Consider the following 18,891-nt stretch of genomic DNA (forward strand, 5'->3'; position numbering starts at 1 on the left):
ATTTTGTTTGATATATATCAATTGGAACTTTCATATGACACTTAGAATCAATGCTCTCTATAGTGATGAATAATCATCATTCGAAGTCAGGTGGGATGCCTGTCTGAATACACCTCCTTCAGGATGTGGGGGATTCTGCTGAGCATCTATGAAACTGAATGCAACTTATATAAAAATACGTGATAAATGGTGGGGGCTTCCGCTGTTCCTGCCTTCTTTAATCTTGCCCATTTTCGCCCACATTAATACTTTCGCGCATATTTCTTCCGGTGAGGTTTTTCTCTTTTATCTGCCTCTGGCTCTGATGATCAGCATGATGATGTTTTTCAGCTGGGCGGCATTGCCAGGGATCGCCTTAGGGATTTTTGTCCGCAAATATGCAGAGCTGGGTTTTTACGAAACGCTCTCATTAACGGCTAATTTTATTATCATTATCATTCTCTGTTGGGGCGGTTACAGGGTCTTTACTCCCCGGCGTAACAACGTTTCACATGGTGATACCCGTTTAATTTCCCAGCGTATATTCTGGCAGATTGTGTTTCCTGCAACGCTGTTTCTGATACTTTTCCAGTTTGCTGCGTTTGTAGGATTACTGGCGAGCAGAGAAAATCTGGTCGGCGTCATGCCTTTTAACCTCGGGACCTTAATCAATTATCAGGCCTTACTGGTGGGCAATCTGATTGGTGTCCCGCTGTGCTACTTCATCATTCGTGTAGTGCGAAATCCGTTTTATTTACGTAGTTATTATTCGCAATTAAAACAGCAGGTTGATGTCAAAGTCACCAAAAAAGAGTTCGCACTCTGGCTACTGGCATTAGGTGCGTTGTTGTTGCTGTTATGCATGCCGTTAAATGAAAAAAGCACAATTTTTAGCACCAATTATACCTTGTCATTATTGCTGCCCCTGATGATGTGGGGAGCCATGCGCTATGGTTATAAGCTGATTTCGCTGCTCTGGGCGGTCGTGTTGATGATCAGCATCCACAGCTATCAAAATTACATTCCCATTTATCCTGGCTATACCACGCAGCTGACCATAACCTCCTCCAGTTATCTGGTATTCTCTTTTATTGTCAATTATATGGCTGTACTGGCAACCCGTCAGAGAGCGGTAGTCAGACGCATTCAGCGGCTTGCGTATGTGGACCCGGTGGTTCATCTGCCAAATGTTCGCGCCCTGAATCGCGCGTTGCGTGATGCCCCCTGGTCTGCGCTTTGTTATTTACGCATCCCTGGCATGGAAATGCTGGTTAAAAACTATGGCATCATGCTACGGATTCAATACAAGCAAAAACTTTCTCACTGGCTGTCACCATTGCTGGAACCGGGTGAAGATGTTTATCAGCTATCGGGTAACGATCTCGCGCTGCGACTGAATACAGAATCGCACCAGGAGCGCATTACCGCACTGGATAGCCATCTCAAGCAATTTCGTTTCTTTTGGGATGGAATGCCGATGCAACCGCAGATTGGCGTCAGTTACTGCTATGTGCGCTCGCCAGTGAATCATATCTACTTACTGCTGGGAGAGCTAAATACGGTCGCCGAACTTTCCATCGTGACCAACGCCCCAGAAAATATGCAGCGTCGCGGGGCAATGTATTTGCAACGCGAATTGAAAGATAAAGTCGCGATGATGAATCGGCTACAGCAGGCGCTGGAACACAACCATTTTTTCCTGATGGCCCAGCCGATTACCGGTATGCGTGGCGATGTCTACCATGAAATTCTTCTGCGTATGAAAGGTGAGAATGATGAACTGATCAGCCCCGACAGCTTCTTGCCGGTCGCGCACGAATTTGGTTTATCGTCGAGTATCGACATGTGGGTCATTGAGCATACGCTGCAATTTATGGCTGAAAACAGAGCGAAGATGCCCGCTCACCGTTTTGCGATTAATCTGTCGCCAACCTCGGTATGTCAGGCTCGTTTTCCCGTTGAAGTCAGTCAGCTGCTGGCTAAATATCAAATTGAAGCGTGGCAACTTATTTTTGAAGTCACCGAAAGTAATGCTCTGACAAATGTTAAGCAGGCGCAAATCACCTTGCAGCATCTTCAGGAATTAGGCTGCCAGATTGCGATTGATGATTTCGGCACCGGCTATGCCAGCTATGCGCGGCTTAAAAATGTGAATGCCGATTTGCTTAAAATTGACGGCAGTTTTATCCGCAATATTGTGTCAAATAGTCTGGATTATCAGATAGTGGCGTCGATTTGCCACCTGGCGCGAATGAAGAAAATGCGGGTAGTGGCAGAGTACGTTGAAAACGAAGAGATCCGCGAGGCGGTGCTCTCTTTGGGGATCGATTATATGCAGGGTTATCTTATTGGTAAGCCGCAACCGTTAATTGATACGCTGAATGAAATCGAACCCATTCGCGAAAGTGCCTGAATAATGCGGGCCGACATTTCTCGTCGGCCCGCAAAGCATTAAGCGGCGATTTCTGGGGTACTTTCTTCTTCAATTTTCAACCGCCAGCCAGCCACGCCTTCCCAGTATTCTTGCTCCTTTTCCAGATCAAGCAGTACCAGCGCATTCTGACTAAACCAGTCATGCGGGAAACGCAGTGTCCAGTGACTGTCATCGGTAATCAGCGTCAATGTTGGCGGTGTAGTGGTTGCCTGACGTTGATTATTGAGTAATACGCCAAGGCGCAATAGCTGAATCAGTGGCAGGAACTGTTTCTTCTTAAACAAGGTAAAGCGCGGCAGATCGTCGAGCTTAATCGCTTTACGGTGATAGCGCACCAGCGTCGCCATCATCAACTGCTGTTCCTGATTAAAACCCGGCAAGTCGCTGTTTTGCAGAATATAAGCTGAGTGGCGATGCAAACCGCTGTGGTTGATATTCAACCCGACCTCATGCAGCATGGCGGCCCATCGCAGTAGCGCCTCCAGTTGCGGATGCGCCAGCTTCGGTTGCTGTTCCCGCCACTGTTCGTACATTTGCATAGTGGTATCCAGTACCCGTCGGGCCTGTTCGCTGTCGATGTGATACTGGTTGGCGAGGCTGCTGGCGGTGCGACTACGCACATCCTGATGACGGAAACGTCCTTCCATTTCATACAGTACGCCTTCGCGTAACGCCCCGTCAGAAAGGCGCAGTTCACGGATGGCTAAAGCATCAAACACACCGCATAAAATCGCCAGTCCCGGAACGAAGACTGTTTTCCGCTCTTCGGAAAGACCCGGTAAACTCAGCGATGCGAAATTACGGTGACGTAAAACTTCTTTTACCAGTTTTTCCAGACGTTCCGGGGTAATTATCCCGTCTTTCTCGCCCATTTCCATTAACACTTCATGGGCGGCTTTTATGGTACCGGAAGCGCCCATTGCCACGTTCCAGCCCTGAATACGGAATTGCCAGGTTAAAGTTTCCAGTTTTTGTGCTGCCGCCATGCGAGCGCGCTGAAAATTCTCTTTATTGATGACCCCGCCAGGGAAGTAAAGCTGGGCAAAGCTGACACAACCCATCCGGCGGCTTTCAACGAGAATCGGTTCGAAATTTTCACCAATCACCAGTTCCGTAGATCCGCCGCCAATATCAATAACCAGTTTGCGACCTTTCTCCGGTTGGGTATGTTCCACGCCCATAAAAATCAGACGGGCTTCTTCATTACCGGAAATAATTTCAATCGGGTAGGGAATGACCTTTTCCGCGCGTTTCAGAAAGTCAGTGGCGTTCAGCGCCTGACGCAGTGTATGGGTGCCAACTATACAGACGCTGGCAGGAGAAAACCCTTGCAGCCGTTCGGCAAACAGCGACAGACAGTTCAAACCGCGCGTCATTGCCTCTTCACTCAACATATTATCTGGCCCCAGGCCGTCCGCCAGATGCACCCGCTGTTTCAGGCGGCCAATAATCTGCATGGCACCATCTACCACACGGGCTATGACCATGTGAAAACTGTTTGAACCAAGATCGACCGCAGCAAACTCCTGCGGACGAGGGGATTTATCGTGTATTGGCATAGGGTTATTCAGGTTGTTCGAGTGATTTGATGTAGTCGTAAATCGCCAACTGCGCCCGTACTTTGCGGCGATTGCCGCGGGGAACGTAGCGATTACTGAGTTCTTTATCGATATAACGTGCTTTGACTGTATCGCTGAACAATATGTCGATGATGTCCAGCACCCGCTGCTTCAGGCGCGGATCGAGCAGTGGCGTCGCCACTTCAATACGATAATCAATATTGCGCGTCATCCAGTCGGCGGAAGAAAGGTAGACCTTTTTATCGCCGCCATTTTCAAAAATATAAACCCGGTCATGTTCAAGGTAACGGTCAACAATACTGATGGCACGAATGTTGTCGCTAATGCCTTCCAGATTGGGGATCAGCGAACACATGCCGCGAACCAGCAGATTAACCGGTACGCCGGAGCTGGAGGCCGCATACAGACGATCAACCAGGCCTTTATCGACAAGGTTATTTAGCTTCAGGGTGATACCACTGGGCAGCCCTTGCTGCGCGTTGGCGATCTCGCGGTCCACCATTTCATACAACAGGCGGCGGGAGTTTTGCGGCGACACCATTAAATAATCAAATGTCACCGGACGGTATGGGTTTTCAATAAAGTTGAACACCCGCCGTACTTCGTTGGTGATGCGCGCATCGGCGGTCAGCAACGAATAGTCAGTATAAAGACGCGCGGTTTTTTCGTTAAAGTTCCCGGTCCCGATGTGTGCGTAACGCACCACTTCACCGTTTTCTTTACGTGAAATCAGGAACAGTTTGGCGTGAATTTTCAGCCCCGGCGCAGAGAAGATAACGTGCACGCCTGCTTCGGTCAGGCGCTTCGCCCAGTGAATGTTGGCTTCTTCGTCGAAACGCGCCTGTAACTCAACCACCACGGTGACTTTCTTACCGTTGTGTGCGGCGTGGATCATCGAGTCGATGATGCGTGAATCTTTCGCCACGCGGTAAATGTTAATTTTAATCGCCAGTACGCTCGGGTCGAACGAAGCCTGACGCAGCAGTTCCAGCACATGCTCAAAGGTATGATAAGGATAATAGAGCAACACATCGCGTTCGCGAATGGCATCAAAACCATTGCGGAACTGGGCTTTATCAAACCAAATGTGGCGTAAACGCGGCAGTGGTTTGTTCACCAGATTGGCTTTGCCGACATTGGGGAAATTAATAAAGTCTTTAAAATTATGATAACGACCGCCGGGGACGATGGAGTCGTAGCGGGAAATAGTCAGTTTTTCGCGTAACACTTCAACCAGCGCATTGGGCATATCGCGCTGATAAACAAAACGCACCGGCTCAGCAGTTAAACGCTGCTTGAGACTGGAAGACATCAACTCCATCAGGCTGGCTTCCATCTCATGCACTAAATCGTATTCGGCATCGCGGGTCATCTTCATTGAATAGGCATTCAGTGCGTCATAATCAAAGAAGCCTTTGAAAATATCATCAAGGCAGTAACGCAGAATGTTATCCAGAAGAATCATCGGCTTGCGTCGACGCGGCGCTTCTGGCGGTAAATTCACAAAGCGCGGCACTTTATCTGATGGGATCTCCAGCAGCGCGTAACGGATGGTATCGCCACGGATAATTTCCACCGCCAGATAGGTGTAATCATCTTTCAGGAACTGCACTAAGTCAGTGTCAGGATTGATTAAAATCGGCGTAATGTGCTGACGCAGATACTGCTTAAAATAATGACGCAGCCAGTTTTGTTGATTGACGGAGAGCTGGCGTTCATTAATCAGGAAGATCTGGTTGCGCGCCATCTCCAGCAGTAACTCGTTGTAGAGGCCGTCGAATTCCTGATCGGCTTTCAGCACCCGGGACTGAATTTTGCCCAGTAAATGGCGGGAATGAGAGTTGGAGCCTTGTTCTTCGCTAATAATGATGCGTCGCTTCAGTTCAGCGAAGCGGACTTTATAGAACTCATCAAGGTTATTGGAATAGATCCCCAGGAAACGCATCCTTTCAATCAGCGGGTTAGATTTGTCCGCCGCTTCCTGAAGCACGCGTTCATTGAACGATAACCAACTGAGCTCTTTTTCGATGTATAGCTTTTCCTGACCCATTACCACTTTTACTCCGTTTTATTCACGGGACACTGCCTGGATATTATGGCGAGCAATATTGGCAGATGTCCAACTATGCCAGAAAAGGGGGAAAAAAACTGCTGGAGCTTGCGATTTACAGGTGAATTGAAAAACGCCAGCGGCAGAGCTGGCGCTTTAACTACGGGGCATTACTCGTCGGCAGCGTAGCCCTGCGGCGGCAGACGTTGACCATCCAGCCACGCGGCGTTTTCGTGCATTTTCAGACGACCATCGGCAAACCAGCTAATCACCAGTGGATAAATAGCGTGTTCCTGGGTTTGCACGCGGGCGGTGATGTCATCCTCCGTATCACCAGCAAATACCGGGACTTTCGCCTGTAAAATAACCGGGCCACCGTCCAGTTCATCGGTGACGAAATGCACCGATGTACCGTGCTCTTCATCGCCATTTTCCAGCGCCTGACGATGGGTGTGTAATCCGGGATATTTCGGCAGCAGAGAAGGGTGAATGTTCAGCAAACGCCCGGCATAGTGGGAGACAATCGCCGGGCTGAGAATGCGCATAAAACCAGCCAGTACGACCACATCGGGTGCGTACATGTCGATTTCATGAATCAACTCCCGGTCATAGGCTTCACGACTGTCAAACGCGCTGGCGATGAGCGTATGCGTTGCAATACCCGCCTGGCGGGCGCGTTCAAGGCCGAACGCGTCGGCCTTATTGCTGAAAACTGCCCGTACGGTGCCTTTAATTTTATTGGTTTTGCAGGCGTCAATAATTGCCTGCAAATTACTTCCGTTGCCGGAAATAAGCACCACAATATTCATTATTCGATAACCACGCGTTGTTCGGAATCAGAGGCTTTGATGATACCGATTTTCCACGCGTTTTCACCGTTGGCATTGAGCAGGGCGAGGGCTTTGTCCACTTCCGGAGCAGGCAGGGCAATAATCATCCCGACGCCGCAGTTGAAGGTGCGATACATTTCATGGCGCTCAACGTTACCTGCCGTTTGCAGCCAGTTGAACACTTCCGGCCACTGCCAGGATGATTCATCAATCACTGCCTGAGTATTATCTGGCAATACGCGCGGAATGTTTTCCCAGAAGCCGCCGCCGGTCAGGTGCGCAATAGCATGCACATCGACCTTTTCAATCAACTCCAGCACGGACTTCACGTAAATGCGGGTCGGTGCCAGCAGATGATCGGCTAATGGCTTACCATCAAGTTCGGTGGTTTGCGGATCACAACCGCTGACTTCAAGAATTTTGCGCACCAGCGAATAGCCGTTCGAGTGCGGACCGCTGGAGCCGAGTGCAATCAGCACATCGCCATCGCTGACTTTAGAGCCGTCGATGATTTCTGATTTTTCTACCACGCCAACGCAGAAACCAGCGACATCGTAATCTTCACCGTGATACATCCCCGGCATTTCTGCCGTTTCGCCACCCACCAGTGAACAGCCCGATTGCAGACAACCTTCCGCGATGCCGCTGATCACCGCTGAAGCGGTATCAACATCCAGTTTTCCGGTTGCGTAATAGTCGAGGAAAAACAGCGGTTCTGCACCTTGCACCACCAGGTCATTAACGCACATGGCGACCAGATCAATACCAATGGTGTCGTGACGTTTTAAGTCCATCGCCAGACGCAGCTTGGTACCTACGCCGTCAGTGCCGGAAACCAGCACGGGTTCACGATATTTTTGCGGCAATGCACACAGCGCACCGAAGCCGCCCAGACCGCCCATCACTTCCGGACGACGCGTTTTCTTCACTACGCCTTTGATTCTTCCAACCAGAGCATTACCCGCGTCAATATCAACACCGGCATCTTTGTAGCTAAGAGAGGTTTTATCGGTCACTGCTTGGGTCCCCACGCGTTACTTGCGGTAGAAAAATAAAATTCGGCGCAATTCTAACAGGGAAAGCAAACGTTTGCGAGACTGCTTTACACAACCTTTTTGCACGTCTTTTCCCCAGGCGCGCGGCGAAAGAATACTTGTACCAGGGCAAAGGATCGTTTTCGGATGGAATAATCTTCTTCTATAACCATTTGAATATAAAATAACTTTATCTCAAACCGTTATCATTTTGACTAAAGTCAACGAAAATAATATTGCCGCCTTGAAGAAAGGAGGTATAATCCGTCGATTTTTTTTGTGGCTGCCCCTCAAAGGAGAAAGAGTATGAAGATCGTGGAAGTCAAACACCCACTCGTCAAACACAAGCTGGGACTGATGCGTGAGCAAGATATCAGCACCAAGCGCTTTCGCGAACTCGCTTCCGAAGTGGGTAGCCTGCTGACTTACGAAGCGACCGCCGACCTCGAAACGGAAAAAGTAACTATCGAAGGCTGGAACGGCCCGGTAGAAATCGACCAGATCAAAGGTAAGAAAATTACCGTTGTGCCAATTCTGCGTGCGGGTCTGGGGATGATGGACGGTGTGCTGGAAAACGTTCCGAGCGCGCGCATCAGCGTCGTCGGTATGTACCGTAATGAAGAAACGCTGGAGCCGGTACCGTACTTCCAGAAACTGGTTTCTAACATCGATGAGCGTATGGCGCTGATCGTTGACCCAATGCTGGCAACCGGTGGTTCCGTTATCGCGACCATCGACCTGCTGAAAAAAGCGGGCTGCAGCAGCATCAAAGTTCTGGTGCTGGTAGCTGCGCCAGAAGGTATCGCAGCGCTGGAAAAAGCGCACCCGGACGTCGAACTGTATACTGCATCAATTGACCAGGGACTGAACGAGCACGGATACATTATTCCGGGCCTCGGCGATGCCGGTGACAAAATCTTTGGTACGAAATAAAGAATAAAAATAATTAAAGCCGACTTTAAGAGTCGGCTTTTTTTTGAGTAAAGCGCCTATAACACATAATACAGAGGATAATACTATGACGCGCCGTGCTATCGGGGTGAGTGAAAGACCGCCACTTTTACAGACAATCCCGCTTAGTTTGCAACATTTGTTCGCCATGTTTGGTGCAACCGTCCTGGTGCCCGTCTTATTTCATATTAACCCGGCGACTGTACTGTTATTTAACGGTATAGGAACACTGCTGTATCTCTTCATCTGTAAAGGGAAAATTCCGGCTTATCTTGGTTCCAGCTTTGCCTTTATTTCACCGGTATTGTTACTGTTGCCGTTGGGGTATGAAGTCGCGCTGGGCGGCTTTATTATGTGCGGCGTGCTGTTCTGCCTGGTTTCTTTTATCGTGAAGAAAGCGGGGACCGGCTGGCTGGACGTGCTGTTTCCACCTGCGGCAATGGGCGCAATCGTTGCCGTCATCGGTCTGGAGCTGGCGGGCGTAGCTGCCGGTATGGCAGGTTTACTCCCGGCTGAAGGGCAAACTCCAGACTCCAAAACCATCATCATCTCCATTACCACCCTGGCGGTTACGGTTTTAGGTTCCGTGCTGTTTCGTGGTTTCCTGGCAATTATCCCGATTTTAATTGGCGTGCTGGTGGGCTACGCGCTCTCTTTCGCAATGGGAATTGTCGATACCACGCCGATTATTAATGCTCACTGGTTTGCGCTGCCAACTCTCTATACGCCGCGCTTCGAGTGGTTTGCCATTCTGACTATTCTGCCAGCGGCGTTAGTGGTTATTGCCGAACACGTAGGGCACCTGGTGGTAACGGCTAATATCGTCAAAAAAGATCTGCTGCGCGATCCAGGTCTGCACCGTTCGATGTTTGCTAACGGCTTGTCGACCGTGATCTCCGGCTTCTTTGGCTCCACGCCAAATACCACCTACGGGGAAAACATTGGCGTGATGGCGATCACCCGTGTTTACAGTACCTGGGTTATCGGCGGGGCGGCGATTTTCGCTATCCTGCTTTCCTGCGTCGGTAAACTGGCTGCTGCTATCCAGATGATCCCATTGCCGGTGATGGGCGGCGTTTCGCTGCTGCTTTATGGTGTCATCGGTGCTTCCGGTATTCGTGTTTTGATCGAATCGAAAGTGGATTACAACAAAGCACAGAACCTGATCCTGACTTCCGTGATTTTGATCATCGGTGTCAGTGGCGCGAAGGTAAACATCGGCGCGGCGGAGCTGAAAGGTATGGCGCTGGCGACCATCGTCGGTATCGGCTTAAGTTTGATCTTCAAACTGATTAGTGTGCTGCGCCCTGAAGAAGTGGTGCTGGACGCAGAAGACGCGGATATAACAGACAAATAATGTACCGACCGGGCAGTGTTGCTGCCCGGTTCAAACATCATGGGATTCTGTGGTAAACTTCTCGCGATTTTGTGAAATCCTGGTTGAGGTATCTCTGAACACACCGGCACAGCTCTCTTTGCCACTTTATCTTCCTGACGACGAAACCTTTGCAAGTTTCTGGCCGGGGGATAACTCCTCTTTACTGGCCGCGCTGCAAAACGTGCTGCGTCAGGAACATAGCGGTTACATCTATCTCTGGGCACGCGAAGGCGCGGGGCGCAGCCATCTGCTGCACGCGGCTTGCGCGGAATTGTCGCAGCGTGGCGATGCGGTGGGCTATGTCCCGCTGGATAAACGCACCTGGTTTGTTCCGGAAGTGCTCGACGGTATGGAGCATTTGTCGCTGGTCTGTATCGACAACATTGAGTGTATTGCAGGCGATGAGTTGTGGGAGATGGCGATTTTCGATCTCTACAATCGAATTCTGGAATCGGGCAAAACACGGTTGTTAATCACCGGCGATCGTCCACCGCGGCAGTTGAATCTGGGATTACCGGATCTCGCGTCGCGTCTCGACTGGGGGCAGATCTACAAATTGCAGCCACTTTCTGATGAAGATAAGTTGCAGGCGCTACAGTTACGCGCGCGTTTGCGTGGTTTTGAACTGCCGGAAGATGTGGGGCGTTTCTTGTTGAAGCGGCTCGACAGAGAGATGCGCACGTTATTTATGACGTTGGATCAGTTGGATCGTGCGTCGATTACCGCGCAACGTAAGCTGACCATTCCGTTTGTGAAAGAAATTCTGAAACTGTAGACAAGACGTTTATTGTCGGATGCGCACCCATAGTATTCGTCGGCCGGATAAGACGCGGCAAGCGTCGCATCCGGCAATGTGCTTCAACTAGCGATGGAGCACTTCTTAACCCACGATTTCCAGCACCTGCTCCGGTGGACGACCAATTCGCGCTTTGCCATTCGCGACCACAATCGGGCGCTCCATTAGCTTCGGATTATCCACCATTGCCTGAATCAGCGCCTCTTCGCTAAGCGAACTGTCAGCCAGGTTCAGTTCTTTATAAAGATCCTCTTTCTGGCGCATCAATTCACGAGCGCTATTCATCCCCAGCATTTTCAGCAAATCACGCAGCGTTGCCGCATCGGCGGGTGTCTCAAGGTAGAGCACCACTTCTGGCTCCACGCCGTTTTCTTTCAGCAGGTTCAGCGTTTCCCGGCTCTTTGAACAGCGTGGGTTATGGTAGATTTTTACCTGTTTGGTCATTGTTCTTCCTTTAATGCGAATTACATCTTGGTATAAGGCTTAAAGCGTTCCTGCAGCTGGCGCAACTGGTCGATGCGCGCATCGTAACGTGCTTGTTGCAGGCTGCCTAATTTCACCTGCGAACTGGCGCTACTCAACAAGGAAATAGCCTGATCGAGTCGCCCGGCGAGCGCATAACCTTCTGCTCGCGCAGCCAGTTCCTGATCGCGGTTATTTAGCGCGGCTTCCGCCTGTGCCAGCAAATCCCAGCCGTTGCTGTCATCTTTATTATTAAAGGTGTAGCGATTCAGAATATTGGCCGCTTCTTGTGGTTGACCGCCTTGCAGATAAGCGTTCGCCAGGTTGAGCTGCAACACCGGATTGGTGCGTAAATCACGGGCATTTTTCAGACGATTGATAGCGTCATTGGCTTTGTTTTGCCCAAGATCGATATCAGTAGCCAGATCGAGATACCATGCGTTGCCAGGTTCTGCCGCCAGTAACGGTTGCAGCGTTTTACGCGCCTCGTCGTATTTATTGGCTTCCATCGCCTGTAAAGCACGACCATATTGTGCTGCTCGTTGCTGACGAACGTTTCCTTTCGCCCATTCATCCAGCAAATCACTGGTGAGCTGGTTACGTCCGGAATTATACATCCCCAGTGTGCGCGCTTTCGCCAGATAGAAATCTTCCGACGACTGCACCACCATCGGACGCATCTGATTAGCACGGTTGCGGGCATCTGCCAGACGACTTTCCGGCAACGGGTGAGTCAATAAAATTTCCGGCGGACGCGAGGAGTAACGCGCCTGATCGAGCAATTTTTCGAGGAAGGTCGGCATCGCCTGCGGATCGAATCCCGAGCGTTGCAGCACCTGAATACCAATGCGGTCCGCTTCCTGTTCATTTTGCTGGGTGAAACTGATCATCCCCTGGCGCGTTCCCGCCAGTGTACCGGTCAGCGCAGCCATCCCCGCCTGCGGACTGGCCATCGCCAGTAAAATAGAACCTAATGCGCCGACCCAGGTCAGCGGCGCGCTGCGCTGCTGATCTTCCATCGCTCGCGCCAGGTGACGTTGGGTGACGTGGGAGATTTCGTGCGCCATAACTGAAGCCAGTTGACTTTCGTTATCGGAATAACGGAACAGGGCAGAGTGCAGCACCACGTTGCCGCCAAAGAAAGCAAAGGCGTTAATTTCGTCGTTGTTGATCAGAAAGAAATGAAACGGTGTCTTAACCGAATTGGCATGCGAAACCAGACGCATACCCAGCGAATTAATATATTGCGTTAACAGCGGGTCATTAATTAACGGCGCGCTGCCGCGTAGCTGGCGGACATAATAGTCGCCCATCTGCATTTCCTGGCCAATGGAAAGCGTGCTTCCTGCGGAGGTTCCCATATCCGGCAAGGTGTCTGCGCTGTCGGCAAACGCCGGGGCTACCTGACCAATGGTCATAGCAGCAATGAGGGTTGCAACCAGGTTTTTTTTCAACTGCCTGAACATAACCTCTATCCTGTATTTCTGAAGATAGTCATTTGACCGATACTGTGAAATATCGTTCCCACCGCGCCGCCTTTGAGTGTAACGGCGAAGATTAGCCCACTCAAATGACTTTTCAGTTTCCTGAATCCGTCATAAAAAGCGAAGTCTTTTTTGTGACATTTCGATACAATTGCGGATCGCAATCCCGCTCTTGAGGTTCAGGGAAGGTCTTTATGCTCGAAATGTTGATGCAATGGTATCGCCGCCGTTTTAGCGACCCGGAAGCGATTGCCTTGCTGGTTATTTTAGTTGCCGGATTTGGCATTATCTTTTTCTTTAGTGGCCTGCTTGCTCCGTTGCTGGTGGCTATTGTGCTGGCCTATTTGCTGGAATGGCCAACCGTGCGCCTGCAATCTATTGGCTGCTCCCGCCGCTGGGCGACGTCGATTGTATTGGTGGTTTTCGTCGGTATATTGCTACTGATGGCGTTCGTGGTATTGCCTATCGCCTGGCAGCAGGGCATCTACTTAATTCGCGATATGCCGGGGATGCTCAATAAGCTTTCTGACTTTGCCGCCACGTTGCCGCGCCGCTATCCGGCGTTGATGGATGCGGGCATTATTGATGCAATGGCCGAAAATATGCGCAGTCGGATGCTGACCATGGGCGATTCGGTGGTGAAAATTTCCCTCGCCTCGCTGGTCGGTTTGCTGACCATTGCCGTCTATCTGGTGCTGGTACCATTGATGGTCTTCTTCCTGCTGAAAGACAAAGAGCAGATGCTGAACGCCGTTCGCCGGGTGCTGCCACGTAACCGTGGACTGGCAGGACAGGTGTGGAAGGAGATGAATCAACAAATCACCAACTATATCCGCGGCAAAGTGCTGGAGATGATCGTGGTGGGGATCGCCACCTGGCTGGGATTCTTACTCTTCGGGCTGAACTATTCGCTGCTGCTGGCGGTGCTGGTCGGCTTCTCGGTACTTATTCCGTACATTGGCGCATTTGTGGTGACCATTCCGGTGGTTGGCGTGGCGCTATTCCAGTTTGGTGCTGGCACGGAATTCTGGAGCTGCTTCGCGGTGTATCTGATCATTCAGGCGCTGGACGGCAACCTGTTAGTACCTGTGTTGTTCTCCGAAGCGGTTAACCTGCATCCGCTGGTCATTATTTTATCGGTGGTGATCTTCGGTGGTTTGTGGGGATTCTGGGGCGTATTCTTCGCCATTCCGTTGGCGACGCTGATCAAAGCCGTGATTCATGCCTGGCCCGATGGGCAAATCGCGCAAGAATAATCTTCAGCCCGACGAACTGTTTCGCCGGGCTGATTTTTTAGGGTTCCTGACGTAAATAAATAGCCCGATAACAAATACTCACCAGCACTGCACCGCCGATAATATTACCCAGCATCACCGGGAGCAGATTGGCGGTAATAAAATGGCTGACCGTCAGTGCCGGAAAATTGTCTGCGCTACTGTGCGCCAGTTGCCAGAAGGGGGGAGGGGCGAAATGGCGAATGGCAATGGCGAACGGAATCACAAACAAATTGGCGATACAGTGCTCAAAGCCACTTGCGACAAACAGGGTGATGGGCAAAATCATGGCGACGATTTTGTCGCATAATGAACGTCCGCAATAACTCATCCACAGCGCCAGGCAAACCATCACATTGCACATAATGCCGAGGCTGACTGATTCAGTAAATGTATGATGCATTTTGCCCTCGGCGCAGTGTAAAACCGCGACTCCCCACATCGCGTTTTCACTCATCACCAGCCCGGAAAACCAGATTAACAAACTGAAACAGGCAATACCTGCCAGATTACCGCAGGCCACCAGAAGTGCATTAATCAGCCATGTTCGCCAGCTAATAACGCCCCGACTTTTTGCCATCACCGTCATTACCGACGAGGTGAACAGGCTGGTGCCGCAAACCGCTAGCAAAATAAAGCCGAGTGTAAAGCAAAGGCCGCCCACCAGATGGGTTAATGCCTGTGAAGACGGGGCATCGGCGATAACGGAAAGGTAAAAAGTAAATCCAATCGCCATAAACACGCCAGCGGACATCGCCATTAAAAAGACCGATACTTTGCTGCGGGCAATTTTATGGGCAGCAATCCGTTCAGCGATTGCCGCTTTTCTGGCGCTCAACTGCAAGTCGAAAGAGAGTTTGTTTCTCATGCATACTCCTGCAAAAACAGATTACAACACCTCGCGAACCGAGATCCCCAGCCGCTGCATTCGTGACAGCAGCGTGGTGCGCTTCATCCCTAATCGCGTCGCCGCGCCACGGGGCCCGGCAACAATGCCATTGGTTTCTCGCAATACCTGAACAATGCGCTGACGTTCTTCTTCGTCATTCTCTGGCGTCGTCGGGTGCAGCAACTGTGCCATTGAACTGCGAAGCGCTGAATCTTCATTTAGCGTCGGCAGTAAACGGCTTTGTCGGACATTAAGATGTAAATTCAGACTGTTACCGCGAGTCAGTAGTACCGCTCGCTCAATCACGTTTTCCAGCTCGCGCACGTTGCCCGGCCAATCCCACGACATCAACTGGCGTAGTGCCTCGGTCGGGATGGCGTCAATTGCGCGATTCATATGGCGCGCCATTTTTTGCGTGAAATGTTTTGCTAAAAGAGGGATATCTTCCGGACGGTCGCGCAGCGGCGGCAATTCCAGTGGGAAGACATTCAGGCGATAAAAGAGATCGCTGCGAAACTGGCGATCTTCAACCATTTGCCACAAATCACGGTTGGTGGCGGCAATGACTCTGACATTCACCGGGATCGTTCTACTCCCGCCGAGACGCTCAATCTCCCGTTCCTGCAATACGCGCAGCAGTTTAGGCTGAAGTTCTAACGGCAGATCGCCAATTTCATCGAGAAACAACGTGCCGCCATCGGCAATTTCAAAACGACCACGATGGGTATTAATCGCACCAGTAAATGCCCCTTTGTCATGACCGAATAACTCACTTTCCAGAAGACTGGCGGGGATGGCAGCGCAGTTGATTTTGACCAGTGGCTTGTCGCGTCGTGGGCTAAGTTGATGGATCGCTCTGGCGATCACCTCTTTGCCGGTTCCGGTTTCACCACAAATCAACACCGTACTGACGCTCTTCGCCACAATATCTACCTGCTGGAGCAAATCTTCCATTGCCTGGCTTTGATAGATAATGTCACCGACGCCCAGATTCGAAAGGAGCTGCTCGCTAAGCTGGTGGTTTTCTTGCTGCAAGCTTTCCTGCAAATCGGTCATGCTGCGCCAGGCATCGGCATTGCCAACGGCAATAGCGATGCGATCGGCAATATGTTGTAGTAGCTGGCAGTTTTCCTCACTAAAGAGAGTGGAAGAGGTATGCGCCAGCAACAATGCGCCCGGTGTATGGTTGCCAAAGGTGAGCGGTATCAGGAGCGCAGATTCGCAGCCGTTAGATGCAAGTAAGTGTAATAACGGGTCGCGTTGCCAGAGAAACAGATCGTCTGCACGGTGCGTCAAGGTCGGTTGTCGGGTTTGTAGCGTTTGTGTCAGCAATACACTTTCGCCAGGCATACAGCGTGGCAGACACGCACAATGTGAGGCAGAAAGATCGCTGCACCACAGGCTGAACTTCTCGTTCTTTCGATGATCGCCCAGTACCATACTGACTGAAGCCAGACCGAAAAAATGATGGATCTCACGAGCGACGTCAGCGATCAGATCGTCGAGATCAAGATGTGACAACACTGCATTAGTGATATCCACCAGTACCCGATGATGATCGCGATCTTTCTCCAGCAAACGCAGCGCCACCTGCTGTTCTTCATCATTGAGCCATGATTGCAGAACCGGAGTGATTATGTGTGCCAGCCAGTTAAACAGTGTGCAATCCTGGGGAGTAAAACGGCTGCCGTGAGTGCGAATAAAGCGTAGCTCCGCCATTCCACTACTGCCGAGAAGGACGGCGTGACGCGAATAATCGACCATCTCACCCTGATACTCTGTTGTTGCCGTCACATCGCTGCCATCATCATGGTAGCGGTAATAGAAGTTGCTTTTGAGAACATGCAGTTCAATAAGTTGTACCGGGCTGAACGGCGGCGGCAGCGGGATGAAGGCGCGTAATAAAGACGCCTTGCCGTGTTTCTGCGCTAACCGCTCCGCGAGCATTCCGTTTACCGCTTCAATTGTTATTCCTTGCGGCGGGGCAAACATCGCCTCGTCTGACATAGCCATCAACAGTCCTTATTAATGAGAAATCCTTCTCACGCAATTTTTCTGGCCATCAGATAGATGGCCGGTTCCTGCACAATTTCATCCAACAGATGAATGAATTGAATGCTACGCGCCTGCCACGCCGACGTCGCGTCATCTGCCAGTGGCGCGAATGCCCGGGTCAACAGGGCGGTGTGGCTGGCGTCAATAACAATCTCACCAAAAGTCATCACCCCCAGCATCTTACGTCGGGCTTGCTCCTCTTCGACCAGTGCAAGCCAATCTTCGTATTCCGTCAGTGGGCAGCGGAAGGCGACATTCAGACAATCAATCACGCCAACGTGATGGCCGATAGCCAACGAGTAATACATTACCTGGGAGCTGTGTTCCGGCATCTCGTCGCTACTGGCGATAAATTTTTTTCGCAGCATCCAGAAAACAATTTCCCTGCACTCCTCAGCCATGTAACCCCCGGAGAACGCGAAAGAGTTGCTGAACGATACTATTGAGACGCGGATCGTCGGCTTCGCGCAACCAGGTGTTAACCCGATTTCCTGTGGGATCGTCGCTTAAATGGCGCAGGAGTCGATCGCAAATTTCTCGCCCTTGACGATAGCCCGCCAGCCGCCTCGCTTCTCGCTCAATGGCGATACGCTGTGATGGCGGGATCTGCGGCCACAGCGGTTGCATGGTCACCCCGGTGGGATCGCGATAATCCACCGCGTGAATCTTCTGTTGCAGCAAACCGAGCGCCACGGCGAAACCGTGAATGGTGGCGGCCGGTGTTGGCGGGCAGCCGGGGATCCAAACATCAATGGGGACAATGGTGTCGCTGCCGCCCCAGACGCTGTAGAGATCGTGGAAAATACCGCCGCCGACACCACACGCGCCGTAGGAAACACAGATTTTATGATCGGGGGCAGACTCATATGCCCGAAGTGCAGGCATACGCATCGCCCGGGTGACTGCGCCAGTAAATAACAAAATATCGGCGTGACGCGGTGATGAAACAACCTTAATGCCAAAACGTTCTGCGTCGAATACGGGTGTGATGGCGGCAAAAATTTCGATTTCGCAGGCGTTACAGCCGCCGCAATCGACGCGATAAACGTAGGCCGAGCGACGGATATCCTGTAGCAAATGCTGCTTCATCTTTTGCGTTTGCTCGTCCAGCGTTATGGGCTGGCTGACATGTTGCGTAAGCACTGGACTCATAGCTGCTCCTTAGCCACCAGCGGTTCATCTGTGTCGTCGTTGATCAGCGTCGCGCGTTGTTTGCATTCCGGGCAGACGCTCGCTTGCGCCCGCAACATTTCGCGGTTTTGTGGTGCATTTTGTTGCTGTGCCAACAGTTCTGCAGCCAGTGCGACGGTTTTTTGCGGGGCAAACGGGCGTTCGCAACGGCTGCAACGTTGTAGATGGAACGTCGCGCGGGTATAGAGATCGGCTTTATTGGTGACGGTCAGTTCAAAGTTATTGGTAAGCTGAATGGCTCTGGTCGGGCACACTTCTTCACAACGTCCGCAGTAAATACAACGTCCCAGATAGAGCTGCCAGGTGCGCGTATTTTGCTGGTAGTCGGTCTGGATAGTCAGCGCATTTGCCGGACAAGCACAGGCGCAGGCACCGCAGGCAATACATTGGCTGGGCATCAGGTCCGGTTTCCCGCGAAAGCCTGGGCTGACCTCCAGTGGTGCGAAGGGATATTTCACCGTCGCGGTTCCGGCGCGCATAATAGTTTTCAGTAACTTCAGCATC

The 18,891-nt window shown here is 51.2% G+C and carries 16 protein-coding genes; 5 read left to right on the forward strand and 11 right to left on the reverse strand.

The annotated features are described in order from the left end of the window. The first annotated feature begins 148 nt into the window (after positions 1-148). Positions 149-2,392: a cyclic-guanylate-specific phosphodiesterase PdeF gene (gene pdeF / locus ACJHYD_RS00450; RefSeq protein ID WP_000772737.1), complete on the forward strand. Its 2,244-nt coding sequence runs from the start codon at positions 149-151 to the stop codon at positions 2,390-2,392. 38 nt (positions 2,393-2,430) lie between these two features. On the opposite strand, the gene ppx is transcribed toward pdeF, so the two are convergent. The 4 genes from ppx to purM form a co-directional block, all read right to left on the reverse strand. After that, positions 2,431-3,972 carry an exopolyphosphatase gene (gene ppx, locus ACJHYD_RS00455; RefSeq protein WP_001121363.1) on the reverse strand — a complete coding sequence of 514 codons (1,542 nt, stop codon included), beginning with the start codon at positions 3,970-3,972 and terminating at the stop codon, positions 2,431-2,433. Between the two features lie 4 nt (positions 3,973-3,976). Next, a complete protein-coding gene (gene ppk1 / locus ACJHYD_RS00460; RefSeq protein ID WP_000529576.1) occupies positions 3,977-6,043 on the reverse strand; it encodes a polyphosphate kinase 1 in 2,067 nt (688 codons plus the stop codon). A gap of 170 nt (positions 6,044-6,213) precedes the next feature. Beyond that, positions 6,214-6,852 (reverse strand): phosphoribosylglycinamide formyltransferase, encoded by a 639-nt coding sequence (gene purN / locus ACJHYD_RS00465; protein WP_001028621.1) that lies wholly within the window; start codon positions 6,850-6,852, stop codon positions 6,214-6,216. After that, complete coding sequence (gene purM / locus ACJHYD_RS00470; protein WP_001295474.1) at positions 6,852-7,889, reverse strand: phosphoribosylformylglycinamidine cyclo-ligase; 1,038 nt, start codon at positions 7,887-7,889, stop codon at positions 6,852-6,854. Before purM ends, purN begins: the two co-directional genes overlap by 1 nt. Positions 7,890-8,213: 324 nt before the next feature. Here purM and upp point away from each other — a divergent pair, with 324 nt between their 5' ends. The 3 genes from upp to ACJHYD_RS00485 all read left to right on the forward strand — a co-directional run bounded on the left by upp (position 8,214) and on the right by ACJHYD_RS00485 (position 11,011). Continuing rightward, entirely contained in the window at positions 8,214-8,840 is a 627-nt protein-coding gene (upp, locus tag ACJHYD_RS00475; RefSeq protein ID WP_001295473.1) for a uracil phosphoribosyltransferase, read from the forward strand. An 85-nt stretch (positions 8,841-8,925) separates the two neighbouring features. Beyond that, on the forward strand, positions 8,926-10,215 hold the full coding sequence (gene uraA, locus ACJHYD_RS00480; protein ID WP_000198328.1) for a uracil permease: 1,290 nt from the start codon (positions 8,926-8,928) through the stop codon (positions 10,213-10,215). Between the two features lie 94 nt (positions 10,216-10,309). After that, on the forward strand, positions 10,310-11,011 hold the full coding sequence (locus ACJHYD_RS00485; RefSeq protein WP_001307333.1) for a DnaA inactivator Hda: 702 nt from the start codon (positions 10,310-10,312) through the stop codon (positions 11,009-11,011). Positions 11,012-11,116: 105 nt separating this feature from the next. On the opposite strand, the gene arsC is transcribed toward ACJHYD_RS00485, so the two are convergent. Further along, on the reverse strand, positions 11,117-11,476 hold the full coding sequence (arsC, locus tag ACJHYD_RS00490) for an arsenate reductase (glutaredoxin) (RefSeq protein WP_000166449.1): 360 nt from the start codon (positions 11,474-11,476) through the stop codon (positions 11,117-11,119). Between the two features lie 20 nt (positions 11,477-11,496). After that, positions 11,497-12,960, reverse strand: coding sequence for a beta-barrel assembly-enhancing protease (bepA, locus tag ACJHYD_RS00495; RefSeq protein ID WP_000489665.1), 1,464 nt, complete (start codon positions 12,958-12,960; stop codon positions 11,497-11,499). 212 nt (positions 12,961-13,172) lie between these two features. On the opposite strand from bepA, the gene ACJHYD_RS00500 reads away from it, so the two are divergent. Beyond that, positions 13,173-14,234, forward strand: a complete 1,062-nt coding sequence (locus tag ACJHYD_RS00500) for an AI-2E family transporter (RefSeq protein WP_000892044.1) — start codon at positions 13,173-13,175, stop codon at positions 14,232-14,234. Between the two features lie 37 nt (positions 14,235-14,271). On the opposite strand, the gene focB is transcribed toward ACJHYD_RS00500, so the two are convergent. Genes focB through hyfH form a run of 5 tightly spaced genes read right to left on the reverse strand, consistent with a single transcriptional unit; the run spans position 14,272 to position 18,890 of the window. Then, positions 14,272-15,120, reverse strand: a complete 849-nt coding sequence (focB, locus tag ACJHYD_RS00505; protein ID WP_001551455.1) for a formate transporter FocB — start codon at positions 15,118-15,120, stop codon at positions 14,272-14,274. A 21-nt stretch (positions 15,121-15,141) separates the two neighbouring features. Continuing rightward, a complete protein-coding gene (gene hyfR, locus ACJHYD_RS00510; RefSeq protein ID WP_001596059.1) occupies positions 15,142-17,154 on the reverse strand; it encodes a DNA-binding transcriptional regulator HyfR in 2,013 nt (670 codons plus the stop codon). Between the two features lie 29 nt (positions 17,155-17,183). Next, positions 17,184-17,597 (reverse strand): hydrogenase 4 assembly chaperone HyfJ, encoded by a 414-nt coding sequence (gene hyfJ, locus ACJHYD_RS00515; protein WP_001551453.1) that lies wholly within the window; start codon positions 17,595-17,597, stop codon positions 17,184-17,186. Further along, the gene (gene hyfI, locus ACJHYD_RS00520; protein WP_000075547.1) at positions 17,590-18,348 is read right to left on the reverse strand and encodes a hydrogenase 4 catalytic subunit HyfI; all 759 of its coding nucleotides are present in this window, start codon (positions 18,346-18,348) and stop codon (positions 17,590-17,592) included. The genes hyfJ and hyfI overlap by 8 nt, the downstream gene beginning before the upstream one ends. Then, positions 18,345-18,890, reverse strand: a complete 546-nt coding sequence (hyfH, locus tag ACJHYD_RS00525; RefSeq protein WP_001551452.1) for a hydrogenase 4 subunit H — start codon at positions 18,888-18,890, stop codon at positions 18,345-18,347. The genes hyfI and hyfH overlap by 4 nt, the downstream gene beginning before the upstream one ends. Position 18,891: the final 1 nt, after the last annotated feature.

This window comes from Escherichia sp. WS1368, from assembly GCF_046487485.1.
Lineage (GTDB): Bacteria > Pseudomonadota > Gammaproteobacteria > Enterobacterales > Enterobacteriaceae > Escherichia > Escherichia coli.

What these genes read in the sequence shown, in the direction of transcription:
- focB (WP_001551455.1), bottom strand. Translation starts at nt 15,120, where the DNA reads ATGAGAAACAAACTCTCTTTCGACTTGCAGTTGAGCGCCAGAAAAGCG.
- hyfH (WP_001551452.1), bottom strand. Translation starts at nt 18,890, where the DNA reads ATGCTGAAGTTACTGAAAACTATTATGCGCGCCGGAACCGCGACGGTG.
- bepA (WP_000489665.1), bottom strand. Translation starts at nt 12,960, where the DNA reads ATGTTCAGGCAGTTGAAAAAAAACCTGGTTGCAACCCTCATTGCTGCT.
- ppx (WP_001121363.1), bottom strand. Translation starts at nt 3,972, where the DNA reads ATGCCAATACACGATAAATCCCCTCGTCCGCAGGAGTTTGCTGCGGTC.
- arsC (WP_000166449.1), bottom strand. Translation starts at nt 11,476, where the DNA reads ATGACCAAACAGGTAAAAATCTACCATAACCCACGCTGTTCAAAGAGC.
- ppk1 (WP_000529576.1), bottom strand. Translation starts at nt 6,043, where the DNA reads ATGGGTCAGGAAAAGCTATACATCGAAAAAGAGCTCAGTTGGTTATCG.
- ACJHYD_RS00500 (WP_000892044.1), top strand. Translation starts at nt 13,173, where the DNA reads ATGCTCGAAATGTTGATGCAATGGTATCGCCGCCGTTTTAGCGACCCG.
- hyfI (WP_000075547.1), bottom strand. Translation starts at nt 18,348, where the DNA reads ATGAGTCCAGTGCTTACGCAACATGTCAGCCAGCCCATAACGCTGGAC.
- pdeF (WP_000772737.1), top strand. Translation starts at nt 149, where the DNA reads ATGAAACTGAATGCAACTTATATAAAAATACGTGATAAATGGTGGGGG.
- hyfJ (WP_001551453.1), bottom strand. Translation starts at nt 17,597, where the DNA reads ATGGCTGAGGAGTGCAGGGAAATTGTTTTCTGGATGCTGCGAAAAAAA.
- hyfR (WP_001596059.1), bottom strand. Translation starts at nt 17,154, where the DNA reads ATGGCTATGTCAGACGAGGCGATGTTTGCCCCGCCGCAAGGAATAACA.
- uraA (WP_000198328.1), top strand. Translation starts at nt 8,926, where the DNA reads ATGACGCGCCGTGCTATCGGGGTGAGTGAAAGACCGCCACTTTTACAG.
- purN (WP_001028621.1), bottom strand. Translation starts at nt 6,852, where the DNA reads ATGAATATTGTGGTGCTTATTTCCGGCAACGGAAGTAATTTGCAGGCA.
- upp (WP_001295473.1), top strand. Translation starts at nt 8,214, where the DNA reads ATGAAGATCGTGGAAGTCAAACACCCACTCGTCAAACACAAGCTGGGA.